Here is a 12,604-nt window from a genome sequence, read left to right as displayed (position 1 = left end):
AGTACAAATAGAAGCAAAAATATAGGAGTTGGAAGAATTAACAATTTAACAAATGTAGGATGTTGCTTTCAGCGATATTTGCATCTCATATAGAAATTCAACTCAGAGCTGAAAATAATTTACCATAGTCAGTTAAGCTATTGCGGGTGGGATACTGCAGTTACAGTCACCACACCGGAAGATGTAGTTGGAGACACAGTTACATAACAATTAGTTGATGGTGCAGAGTCATTATTGATAATTATTTAAAATATTTCCAACAACCTAGCCCCAAAGAGTTAATTGAAGTTGCCTAAACAGGGAAGTTGCTGGAAATTTTATAATTTATAATTTATTTATTTATTGAATTATTTTGTCTTCTAACTAAAAAATGTATGATCTGGACTATTACTAATAGGCTGCCAATAGTAATAAATAAAACGGCTAATGGCAACAGGCCGAAGAATGGTTCGATTAAAAAACCATCAGCATTTATATAGGAAGCTGTACCAGGAAATGATTCCGTAATAGCTTTTAAAGCTAAACAGATGAAAGCTATTGAAAATAAAATAATACTGAATGTGCGTGTTTTTTTCATAAATGTTGATTTTAATTGTTGGTTTTTCAAAGTACTTTGAATTGCAAAGTAAATGATAAAAAAGTACATTTACAATATAATTTTATAATTATCTTGAAAATTTTAAAGCAAGCCTGTTTAAATCAATTAAAAATTTAGTAACAAAAGCTGAGTGAAAGCTATAAACACTTTAGTTTATTTTAAGTTTAAACTGATTGAAAATAAAAAAGTATACGTAGTTGAATCTTAGTTTGCTTCAGTGGTCTTTTATTGCTAAACTACTGTTGTATGCTGTTTATTTCTTAGTTTTTATGATGTCATCAAACAAGTTATCTACTACTTTTTCTAAAATTTCTCCTGTTTCATTAAAGCTGGTGTTGGTCAATATGGATATTCCTATATTTTGTTTAGGATAAATCACAAACCAATTCTGCATTCCGTAGATCCCTCCGTGATGTCTGTACATTAATTCATGATCATTTTCTATAATGTACCAATGATAACCCTCCCAAAAATCAGAACCTTCTTTATATAATTTTTTATGAGATTCATTGACAATAGGATTGGATGGGTCAAGCTGCAATTTCATATATTTCACCAAATCCGTAGTTGTAGAGTGTAATCCTGAAATGCCGCCCCATAAAGTTCTATTGAAGTTAGGCATTAGCTCATTTTTATCGTTATAGCCTTTTACCAGTCTTGTTCTGTCATTTTCACTGAGTGTAAACTTGGTTTGGTTCATTGTATTGGGTTTCAAAATAAATTCAACTACCAAGTCCTCAAACGATTTTTGATACACTTTTTCAAGGATATAGGCGGTCAGCTCCGGAGCCGTGTTTGAATAGGAATAAACATCTCCGGGTTTCGTTTCAATGTTGATGAGTTTTAATCCTTCAAAAAAGGCTTTTTTATTTTCGCTTTTTATCGGGAAATTAGGAAATCCACTGGTATGGGTGATGAGGTGTTTGATTCTTATAGGTTCGCCTTTAAATGCTAAATTGGGATAAGGTTCGTCAAGATAGATTCTGATATCATCATCTAAATTTATTTTCTGATCAAGTACGGCTTTAGCGGCAATATAACCTGTAAAAGTTTTGGTGACAGAAGCTAATTCATAAACGGTAGAATCGTTGGGTTTGTTTCCTTTTCCAATAGTTAATTCTCCAAAATGTTTTATGGTGGATTTTCTATCTTTAAGCACGGCAATGGAAACAGAATGAAATCTTTTGTCCTCTAATAACTGAAGTGCATTTTTGGTAATTGCATTTTCAATATTTTGTGTATGGGTTGGCTGAACACTTTTACACCCAAGTAAGGCGAAAAATAAAATAAGGGTTACATATTTCATGGTCAGAATTTTAATTTGATATTGATAATCTGATGCAAATATGCTGTAGAGAATCTTGAAAAAAGTCCGTATAAAAAAGTCGGACTCATTTTAATCCATAAAATAAGTCCGATTATCAGCAATTTAAAGTTCGAGTATTTACAATCGATTAGTTATCAATTGTTTCTGTATGCTGTTGGCGTTTGGTTCGTATACTTTTTAAAAGAGGTATGAAAAGAAGATTTTGAATTGAAACCCACTTCATATAAAATTTCCAGCACCGTATATTCTTTTTTCGCGGGATCTTTCAGAAGCATCATTGCTTTTTTGACGCGGTATTCATTCACAAAATCAAAAAAATGCTGATTGAGGTGATGGTTAATTAATACAGACAACTCACGAACCGGAATGTTCACCTGATCTGCCAGTTCCTGAATCGTTAATGAAGGCTCTAAGAAAGGTTCTTTTTCAACCATAAATTTTTTAAGCTGTTCGATCTGAAAGCTTTTGGTTTCGTCGGTTCTATTTTCAGTTTCCAGCGTTTCAGCAAAATCTTTTGCCGGCTGTAAGGTAGAATCAATTCTGCGAAAAAGCTCGGGATAATGTAATGCCTTTAATATAAACCAGCAGGCAGTCAATAAAAACACGGTTCCCGCAACAATATTCAACCAGATAAATAGATCTTTATGTTGTGTATATCTTACGATGTTTTTTAAAATAATACATACATGGATAACTAAGAAAATCACGGTAAGCTGAGACAGCCATTGGTATAACAAAGTGTTGGGGTTGGTATAATTTTCGAGGTAAATCTTCCTGTATTTTTTAAGGACAAGGAATACACCGACGATATAAAAGAAAAACTGCAGTTCCCCGATGAGCTGATACACAAACATTTCAGGGGAGTGCCACATCACATTAAAGAAATCTTCTTTAGCAGCACTTTCTGCCAGATAAAGTCTTGGAACTAAAATTAAATTGGCAACAATAAAAGGAATAAGATGCAGTAAATGCTTTCTTTTTAAGGTGAAATCAGCATAACAAACGGCATTCACATACAGATAGAAAAGCGGCATTACCAATAAGTAAGCAGATATTTTGAAAGCTTTCAGATTATAACTATCCACAAAAAGGTGCATGAAAAGTCCGCTGATATCAATGGCATTAATGATAAGGAACGCTGCAAATAATCTGTTTTCCAGTTTTCTTTCTGTTTTTACCGTTAACAAAAATACGGAAAGCAGCAGCGATACAAAAACAGCGATCGCAGCAATAACTTCCAGAAAACTTAGTTTGTCCATGTAATCTTTTTGTAAAAATAGGGTATAAGTAATCTATTTTAGAAATTTTTATAGATCTTTTAAAAATAGTTTCAGTGGATCTACAGATAAACTTGTAGTGGGCATAAAAAAGAGACAACCCATAAATAGTTGTCTCCTTAAGTGATTTAACGCATGTTTATACAAACACTTTTGTCGTTGATTTACTTTTTAGTGGGCAAAAGTTGATTGATTTTTAAAATCATTTCCTTTGCATTGTTATTGGCTGGGTCTAACTCTAATGATTTCTGATAATCATCCTTTGATAATTGATATTCTTTTTTATTGAAATAAGCTTCCCCACGGCTGTCATAAACATTGGCTGATTGAGGAAACACAGAAACATTAAGACTGAAAATTTTAATAGCTGAATCTACATTTCCACCTCTTAACAGTTCATATCCTAATTTATTCAGTTCACTTGGGTTTTCAAAACTATATTCTTTTTCAGAATTTTCTTTGAGTAAATCGTAAGTTGCTATAGCTTTATTGATGTCGATGAAAGATTCTTTTCTTATAGCTCGATAAATAGATTTTTTAGGAATTTCATACTCTTTTCCCAGCATTAAGTTGTGAATAATATGCCCCAGATCCCAAACTCTATTGAGGTTATTGGACAATAGAATGATCGTAATGTTATTTTTAAAATCGTTTAAAAAAATGGATTCAAATTTATATGATACACCATTGTGTCTTTGTAGGTCTTCTTTTTCAAAGTATCTGCCAAGTGATCCGCCTTCGTCTTTTGCGTATGGATTATTCAACAAAGTCTGAAAGGATTTTTTGGATATTAAACGATTAGAATTCATTGCATGAAGCCATTTGTACAGATCATTGCTGTCTACCCAAAGCCAGCCGCTTATAAATTCCAATTCCGGGCATCGGACATTGTCCATATCATAACAAGAGGTTCTGTTTTTATAACCCAATTCTGGATCGAATACTGAATTGGTCATTTTCAACGGTTTAATTATATTTTTAGTGACAAATTCCTGATAGGACATTCCGGTTACCTTTTCAATGATTCTTCTTTGCAAAAACACATTGCTATTGTCATAGCTGTAACTGGTTCCGGGTTCAAATAACAAGGTATCATTGTTTCTCAGAATCTTCCAGGCCTCTTCATCATTTTTCGGAATTATGAGTTTGTTTTCGATTTTAGGAATACCGCTGGCATAATTAATAAGGTGTCTTATGGTAACTTTTTCTGACCATTTTGGCAGTCCCAAATTAAATTTAGATATATGGTCATCAAGATTAAGGAGACCTCGTTCCATTAGAATCATGATGGAGACCGCATTAAATTCCTTTGCAATAGAGCCTGGGTTAAATATTGACTGATCAGTTAAAAGGGATTGTTTCGTTTCATCGGTAAAGCCAAATGATTTTTGATAGATGATTTTATTATTTTTAGCGATAAGGACGTTTCCATTAAATAAACCTCTTTCATAGGATTTTGTCATTAAAGAATCAATTTGATTCCTGACGATTTGACTGTTTTTCTCAATTTTTTGAGAGTATATAGGTATTGAAAAAAGAAAAAGAAAGGTTACAATTATATTTTTCATTAGTAATTTTTTGAATTTGATTTTATGCTATTCTTTTGATAAACTTGAGTACAACAATTTTCTTGATGGGTGAACCAAAGCTGCAGAAAACTTTTTGATAGTAATTCATTTTATTTTTAATTATTTTGCTGCAAAAATACGCCAGAGCACGTTAATACGCGACCGATTAAAAAAAATCGAACTCATTTTCCGGAAAAAATCGGATTTTACAAAGTTTGTTTTCTAAAATCTGTTGGCGTTTTTCCCGTATATTTTTTGAAAGAAGTATTAAACGAAGATTTGGAATTAAAGCCAACCTGGTACAAAATTTCCAAAACAGTCAGTTCTTTTTGAGAAGGATCTTTCAGGATCTGCATTGCTTTTTCAATTCTATATTCATTCACGAAATCGAAAAAGTGTTTATCCATATACAGGTTAATCAGAGTAGATAAATCTTTTACGGGAATTTTTACCTGCTCAGATAAGTCCTGAATAGTTAATGACGAATCCAGGTAAGGTTCTTTTTCCACCATAAAATCTTTTAAAAATTGGATTTCCTTATTTTTTTCCTCAACTGTTAAAGGGTTGGTTTTCTGTTTCGGAATAACTTCTTTAATAGGTTTCAGGTCGGAATTCACTCCCCTGAAAAATTCAGGTTTGTTTAACGCAACAAATAGATACCAGCAGGTGCAGAATAAAAACGCAAACCCATCAAGGGTTACAATCCAGGCCCGGATATCGCCCATCCCAAAGATAAAAGTAACCAGCCATCTTATAAGGACTATAAAATGTAAAACATAATATAGAATTGTTATTTTATAAAGTGCATTTAGGATAGAGATATCCGGATTTGTATAATTCTCGAGATAGATAGTTTTAGATTTTCTAATCACCAAAAATGAAGCAATAAAATAAACCTGAAATAGAACTTCGAAAAGGATATGAAAAAACTGCATGATAGGTGATTCGCTCAAAGCATTGATGAAACTCACTTTCGAAGCTCTGCCTTCAAAATAAATCCCATACGCCATATACAAATTGAAAGTAATAAATGGAATGGTGTGCCATAAATGTTTCGGTTTTAATCGAAAGTTGGAAAAACAAACGGACAATACATAGAGATAAAACGATGCCGGAACCAAATAGTTAATACTCCAGCGAAACGCCTCGAGATTGATGAAATTAACCGGGAAATCACGCATCAGAAATTTTAATGCATCTACAGCATTTGTAAAAAGAAAGAAAGCGAGAAGGCGATTTCTTAATTTATATTTTGTTTTAACAGTAAACAAAAATAAGGCAAGAAACAGCACCAAAAATATCCCTATAAGCGCTGCTACTTCCAAAAAGCTGTATTTGTCCATGGGTTTTTAAAGTAGGTGCAATTTAATATTTAAATAGGAAAGCCTAAAGAAGTATAGATGATTTTATCCAAATGCTAAATGGAGATAATAGTTCTGAAGAAGGGAAGGCGCAAAACCGTAGAGTGGAGCTGGTAAAAAAATAATGTAAATCCTGCAAGGATAGAATTGTAGGTTGTTTGTTTAAACAAATCCCAACGAAAAAGCTGGGATTTTTTGTTTTGATTTTTGCTGCATTGAGCTGGTAAATAAGATCATTTCCTTTAAACTTGCTTCAAAGTTAGTTGTCTTTTGCGATTTTTTTTTCATAAGTCTACTGTAATTCTTTCCAAAGACATTGATGTAATTTCTTGTTTCTCTCTTTTTTAAAGGAGTTTTGTTCTTTTTTATACATGAAAAATTTTCGATATCGTTATAGAATATATGTTCAAAAACGCATGCATATAAATCAAGCATAATTAAAGCTCGATGACATATTAAAAATGTTTTTTCTCTAGACCTAAGAATAACCCCAGCGTCTTCTTTATTTTTAAGATTTACATAGAAATGATTTGGAAATTGTGAAGAATCAATGTGCGTTTTTGAACTAAGTTCTCCATAAAGAATACCAATCTTTTAATATGATTTTCAAACTCAATTCTTGACATGATTAGGTTTTTTAATATTTAAGTTTAAGGTATAAAAATAGAAAGTAGCTTGTTTTTTTAACTTACATTGCAAAGTAAATAAAAGCCTGCGCATTCTTTTTGCGTAATAATATATGTCTTATCATATCTTAAAAATTATGACTCTTTAATTGAGAGAATAGATGAGTTTAAATATAAAGGACTTAATTTCAGGTTTTTAAAAAAAATAAAAGCAAGAGGTGTCAGAAGCCGAGGAAATTTTTACTGAATATTATTAAAAAAAGGAAGAATAAATTCTTATAATAAAAAATCCCAACAAAAGCTGGGGTTTGGTACAAGATATGGTTTATTTACCTTGCGGTTTCTTAGGTGGTTTTAAAGAAGGCGTATTTCCTGGTGTTTCCTTATTATCGCGTTGGCGTTGATCTGGTTTGCCAGTTGATATTGCTGTTCTTTTAGGTCCTGGTTTAAGTGCCATAATATTAATGTTTTGTTGTTAACTAAGTCAAATTTATCAATGATAATTTATAATATCTTACGACTTTCCGTAAACAACAAAAATATAAGCTATCTCAAAATTTTCAATCCGTATTTTCACGGAACTTCTTAAAGATTCCTAAATTTCGTCACAAAAAATCCCAACTCTCGTCAGGATTATTCATTTATAAGTTTAAAAAAATTAGATAAACTAATTTTTCTCGTTTCACACATTTTGAAAAATGTTTCAACAGGTATTCAATCAGAGTAGATTATTTCTGCTCTCATTTTTTAAGAGTTGACAGCTGTCAATGATGGTCTCTTAAACTAACCTCGACAGGATTCAAACCTGTAACCTTTTTTAAGCCTTACAGAAGTTACTCCCCTCAGATCCTAGGATAAAATTCCGGTCAGCACCTGATCTTTTCGGTTCGATGAAGTTCCGCTTACTTTAATGACCTTTATTCCAAGATCTTCAATCCAGTCATAAAGCAACTCATTAACCTTATGCCTGAGTTTTGGCAGCTCTATCTGATGGTTGGATATCAGATCGGGTTCTTCAACAGGGACAAAAACAAAAACATCAATTTCATCGATGATGGTTTGAACTTTTTCAAAGAGAAACTGGATATTTCGACCAGAATCAAGAACATGAAGATAAGCTAAGATATCAATGACACATCTGTCAAATATGACATCATCTCCGCTTTTGAAGACCAGTTTGGCTGAATAATTAAATTGTTCAAGAAAATCGTCAGGATGAGGTTCTTCCGAAAATTCATACCCTGAAGACTCCATCTGGTAATAGGGCTCTACTTCAAGGGTGTATCCGGGAAGGTTCTCCAGAAGTTCTTCTGCCAATGTGGTTTTACCGACTTTGTGAGCGCCGATTATTGCAATTCTCATATTTCAGTTTATATTGTAATCCATAAGTCTGGTACGAGATTTTCGTGCCTGTTTTTTAAGCGTCCATTGTATAGAATTTTGCCTTCTATTTAATACCATAATTTTTCTATATTTAGAACAAGTATATAAATATAATATAAAAAAGACAATGCCAATAAACCCATTACCTCCGGATGGAGGCCTGTTATATAAAGAAACAGATATGGCTCAGTTTTTCCCTGAGCCATTCAATGCAATAACTGCTGTATTATTTTTAGCCATAGCTATTTTTTGGACCCTTAAAATGAAGGGTAATTTTAAAGAATATCCTTTTTTAACCTACTGCTTAGTTTTATTATATATTGGTGCCATAGGGGGAACTGTTTACCATTCATTCAGACAATGGCCGATATTTATTATGATGGATTGGATGCCCATTATGTTGCTCTGTTTATCTGCCGGATTTTATTTTGTAGCTCAGAGCACCAGATGGTACTATGCTGTTGTAATGGTTCTGGGATATCTGGTACTTATGTTGGGTTTGAGAAACTGGATTTTAATTAATAATACTTCTCTTTTTATCAACGTCAATTATGCAATAATGGCCTCATTTGTACTTTTCTCGGTATTGAGGTATTTGATGTATACCCAATGGAAAGCTGGTAAATGGGTAGGCTTTGCTTTATTGTCGTTTGTTCTTGCATTGACCTTCCGTATAGCCGACAAATGGGAATGGCTGAGTTTCGGAACCCACTTTTTATGGCATACTTTCGGGGCAATAGCAACATTTTGCATGCTTAATTATATCTATCTTACGCGGAATGAAATTAGAAAAACATAAGTGGTTTTTATATTTTCCTTGGAATTCTAATTTATTAGCAGCAAAAATCGTGTTGTTTTTTCCTCTGCTGCGTAAAGTTTCCCGTCTTTGAGCTAGTGATTAAGATCATTTCCCTTAAACTTGTTCCAAAGTCAGGAGATTTAGGAGAGCGTGATTCCAGACGCATAGGGGAACTTATCTTTTCTATTATTCCCTAATGTATGATATAAAGTATTATTTTTCGTATTATTGCAGCGTATTAAAAACTATATATAACTATGAAAAAACTATTTTTTGCATCAGTCTGTGCATTAACATTATTATCATGCGGAAGAGAGGAATCTGAGATCCAAGCCGAAAATCAAAAAACAATTGCGTCCTTACAATCAAAAAAAGAGGATAGTTCTTTAAAGGATATATTTGACCAGAACTATATTTATAGATACTATAGCAATTCACTAATGAAACATTATTATGGCTCCCAAACCGGCCCGATTGGTCAGCATAATTGGTCCAATGAGGGGTTGGCATTTAAAACCTCAAAGGCTCCTACTACTTTGTATGGTTTAGCATTATATGTGAATCCAAATAATCTAGATATGGTAATAGCTGTAAGCATTCACGATAGAACTTACTTAGAGGCATCAGGTTATGTATTAAGAGAAGAATTAGGCTGGCCTGCACAACCAGGAGCACCCGGAACCTTTCCTGTTTACAGGTATTACAGATCTTCAAAAAATGGTCATTTCTACACAAAAAATCTTGCTGAACTTGGTACTGGTGGAAATGGGTGGACTTATGAAGGAATTACCTTTCATTCATATTAAAAAAATATATTGTTAGAGTATATGTCCCCGGAGAGATCCGGGGATTTTTTCATACATTAGATAGTCGATTACTCGAATAATCGACTATCTAATGTATTCAGCCTCTTTCGGGAGCTTTTTACATGTGAATGAAGATTTCCTCTCTGCCACGCAAAGGCTTCCCGACTTTGAGCTAGTAAATAAGATCATTTCCTTGCCCACTTACAATAAAGCGGAATTAGTAATGAAACTTTGCGTTTAATCTTTGTAATCAATCAAAAACAGCTGAGAATAATTTAAATCTTTATTGCCATATAAACCCAACCAATAGGAAAACTCTTTAATGCAAAAATCAAATCAAATAATCAAAAAATAGCATTTTTTCGCATTATTCAGTCCATTAATTTTGCTGCAATAAATTGATTAAGTTGAGTATAAATATTATTATCAGAAAAGCAATAGAATCCGATAGTGAGAAAATCTGGGTTTTGATGGAGCAACTGGCGATTTTCGAAAAATATATTGACAGTTTTGAAATTACCCCTGAAACTGTAAAAGAATCCGGCTTTAGAAAAAGTCCGCCGGATTTTTATTGTTGGGTTGCAGAAGATGAAGGTAAAATTGCAGGAATATTGGTGTATTATTTTCTTCCTTACACGGCACAAAATAAACCTGCGATCTATATGAAAGAGCTTTATGTAGATAAAAATTACCGGGGTCAGAAAATTGGCGAACAGCTTATGGATGCTTTGAAAGCCGAAGCGAAAAGAAACAATTGCTCGCAAATAAAATGGACCGTTGCGCCTTGGAACAATGCCGGACAAAGATTCTATCATCGTCTTGGTGCAAAAGAAAATAAGGATTGGTTGAATTACGAATGGAATGTATAGAAAATGGAAATTAGCATAACAAAAATTAAAGAAAACGAAATAGCAGCATTACAGGAGATTGGCAAAAAAACGTTCTCTGAAACATTCGCTGAGAATAATAAGGAAGAAAGTATGGCGCAATATCTTGAAACAAGTTTTGCAACAGAAAAGCTTAGTGCTGAAGTGAACGATAAAAACTCCGAATTCTACCTGGCAAGGGTAGATCATAACGTTATCGGATATGTAAAGCTCAACACCGGCTCTTCACAAACTGAAATTAAAGGTCATAATGCGCTTGAAATTGAAAGGATATATGTTTCTAAAGATTTTCACGGAAAGAAAGTGGGGCAGGCTCTTTATGACAAAGCGATGGCCATTGCTACAGAAAAGAAAGTAGATTACGTTTGGTTGGGCGTTTGGGAAAAAAATGTACGGGCTATCGGATTTTATAAGAAAAATGGATTTAAAGAATTTGATAAGCATATTTTCAGGCTTGGAAATGAAGAGCAGACCGATATTATGATGAAACTGGATTTGAAAACCGACACATTGAAAATTGAATTTTTTGTAAAATCATTCGAAGAATTATCCACTACTGAACTTTACAAAATATTAAAATTAAGAAGCGAAATATTTATTATAGAACAAAATTGTGTATATCAGGATATCGATGATAAAGATTTAAAGTGCCACCACTTGATGTGTTTAGTTGATGGGAATTTGGCGGGATATACCAGAATTGTTCCTCCTGGTTTAACGTATGAAGACGCTTCAATTGGCCGTGTTGTTATCGGTTCGGATTATAGAGGATTGGGACTGGGAAAACAGTTGATGGAAAATTCTGTCAAAGACTGTAAAGAGATTCTTAAAGAATCCACAATTCGAATCAGTGCGCAATTGTATCTGTTGAAATTTTACAATTCTCTAGGCTTCAAAGAAGTAGGAGAGCCTTACGATGAAGACGGAATTCCGCACATAGAAATGGTTTTAAACTAATTCCAGAATATTTTTTAGAATCGGATTAGGGTCGTCTTTTCGCCATTGGACGTACAAATCAGTAACAAAGGGAAGGGGTATAAAACGGATTCCGGTATTTTGGTGAAGATGATAAGAATGCGGCAGAATCGAAATGCCTAATCCGTTTTTAATCAATGAAATAACGGTTGATCCAAACTCACAGCGAATGTAAGAGCCAAGATTGATTTTATAAAAATTGATCACTTCCTGAACCAGTACATTGTAGCTGCTGCCGTCATCGCCTGTTGTCAGAAGAAATTTTTGCTCTTTCAGTGTTTCTTCAGAAATATCAGCGAGGGTTTTAAAATGATGGTTTTCGGGAACAACGAAAGATAGATTTTCATGGCACAATTTCTTTTCATTAATGGCTGAATACGTATTGATATCCCGTGAAAATGCCAGATCTATCTTGTAATTTTTAAGATAATCTTCCTGGATGTCATTTGTCAACTGAAACAATTCCAGATTAAGATTTGGAAAAGCTACGGAAACTTTTTTTATAAAATCAGGTAAAACTGAAGAAGAGATAGAATCGGGATGAGCAATTCTTATCGTTCCGGATTCGCCTAAATGAATTTGTCTGGCCAACTGATGAAAAGACTCCATCTGGCTAAGCTCTTCGCCCCATTTTTCCTGCAAAAACTTTCCTGCAGGGGTAAGCTTCACATTTCGCTTATCGCGGTAAAACAACTGAACACCCAGTTCTCGCTCTAAAGATTGAATGTGACGGCTCAGAGCAGATTGTGTGATATTCATTTTCGCAGACGTATTCCAGAAATGAAGCTCTTTTGCCAATGCCAGAAAATATTTGAGCTGTTGTATGTCCATTAATGCAAATTAATCATTAGTTAAACAAATTTAACAAGTAAATTGAATTAAAAACTAGTCAATAAAAATTTTCTTGTTGATAAAACTTCTTGCCATTTAACTTTAAGCATTAAAAACAATCGAAGTTGACATAGCAAAAAGAGTGTTGCTTTTTCTTTTAAGGTTG

At 33.4% G+C, this 12,604-nt stretch carries 12 protein-coding genes; 4 read left to right on the top strand and 8 right to left on the bottom strand.

What is annotated here, in order from left to right; genetic code table 11:
• Positions 1–331 precede the first annotated feature (331 nt).
• The 7 genes from MP477_RS04575 to MP477_RS04545 form a co-directional block, all read right to left on the bottom strand.
• Positions 332–577, bottom strand: coding sequence for a DUF3955 domain-containing protein (locus MP477_RS04575; RefSeq protein WP_257189338.1), 246 nt, complete (start codon positions 575–577; stop codon positions 332–334).
• A 274-nt stretch (positions 578–851) separates the two neighbouring features.
• Complete coding sequence (locus MP477_RS04570; protein WP_257189337.1) at positions 852–1,904, bottom strand: serine hydrolase; 1,053 nt, start codon at positions 1,902–1,904, stop codon at positions 852–854.
• A gap of 155 nt (positions 1,905–2,059) precedes the next feature.
• Entirely contained in the window at positions 2,060–3,184 is a 1,125-nt protein-coding gene (locus MP477_RS04565) for an AraC family transcriptional regulator (RefSeq protein ID WP_257189336.1), read from the bottom strand.
• Positions 3,185–3,366: 182 nt separating this feature from the next.
• Entirely contained in the window at positions 3,367–4,770 is a 1,404-nt protein-coding gene (locus MP477_RS04560; RefSeq protein WP_257189335.1) for a serine hydrolase, read from the bottom strand.
• Between the two features lie 206 nt (positions 4,771–4,976).
• Positions 4,977–6,113 (bottom strand): AraC family transcriptional regulator, encoded by a 1,137-nt coding sequence (locus tag MP477_RS04555; protein ID WP_257189334.1) that lies wholly within the window; start codon positions 6,111–6,113, stop codon positions 4,977–4,979.
• Positions 6,114–7,082: 969 nt separating this feature from the next.
• Positions 7,083–7,214 (bottom strand): hypothetical protein, encoded by a 132-nt coding sequence (locus tag MP477_RS04550; protein WP_257189333.1) that lies wholly within the window; start codon positions 7,212–7,214, stop codon positions 7,083–7,085.
• A 392-nt stretch (positions 7,215–7,606) separates the two neighbouring features.
• Positions 7,607–8,119: an ATP-binding protein gene (locus MP477_RS04545; RefSeq protein ID WP_257189332.1), complete on the bottom strand. Its 513-nt coding sequence runs from the start codon at positions 8,117–8,119 to the stop codon at positions 7,607–7,609.
• A gap of 148 nt (positions 8,120–8,267) precedes the next feature.
• Here MP477_RS04545 and MP477_RS04540 point away from each other — a divergent pair, with 148 nt between their 5' ends.
• From MP477_RS04540 to MP477_RS22740, 4 genes are all read left to right on the top strand, one after another.
• Positions 8,268–8,939 (top strand): hypothetical protein, encoded by a 672-nt coding sequence (locus MP477_RS04540; protein WP_257189331.1) that lies wholly within the window; start codon positions 8,268–8,270, stop codon positions 8,937–8,939.
• A 257-nt stretch (positions 8,940–9,196) separates the two neighbouring features.
• Positions 9,197–9,745 carry a hypothetical protein gene (locus tag MP477_RS04535; protein ID WP_257189330.1) on the top strand — a complete coding sequence of 183 codons (549 nt, stop codon included), beginning with the start codon at positions 9,197–9,199 and terminating at the stop codon, positions 9,743–9,745.
• A gap of 407 nt (positions 9,746–10,152) precedes the next feature.
• The gene (locus tag MP477_RS04530; protein WP_257189329.1) at positions 10,153–10,614 is read left to right on the top strand and encodes a GNAT family N-acetyltransferase; all 462 of its coding nucleotides are present in this window, start codon (positions 10,153–10,155) and stop codon (positions 10,612–10,614) included.
• Positions 10,615–10,617: 3 nt separating this feature from the next.
• Positions 10,618–11,589: a GNAT family N-acetyltransferase gene (locus MP477_RS22740; RefSeq protein WP_306552710.1), complete on the top strand. Its 972-nt coding sequence runs from the start codon at positions 10,618–10,620 to the stop codon at positions 11,587–11,589.
• Here the strand turns inward: MP477_RS22740 and MP477_RS04515 are convergent.
• Positions 11,581–12,438, bottom strand: a complete 858-nt coding sequence (locus MP477_RS04515) for a LysR family transcriptional regulator (RefSeq protein ID WP_257189328.1) — start codon at positions 12,436–12,438, stop codon at positions 11,581–11,583. The two genes, MP477_RS22740 and MP477_RS04515, sit on opposite strands and share 9 nt — an antisense overlap.
• Positions 12,439–12,604: the final 166 nt, after the last annotated feature.

Origin of the sequence: Chryseobacterium sp. WG23 (assembly GCF_024586575.1) — a bacterium.
GTDB lineage: Bacteria > Bacteroidota > Bacteroidia > Flavobacteriales > Weeksellaceae > Chryseobacterium.
Note: the sequence above shows the minus strand (reverse complement) of the source record. Positions and strands in the feature narration are given on the sequence as shown.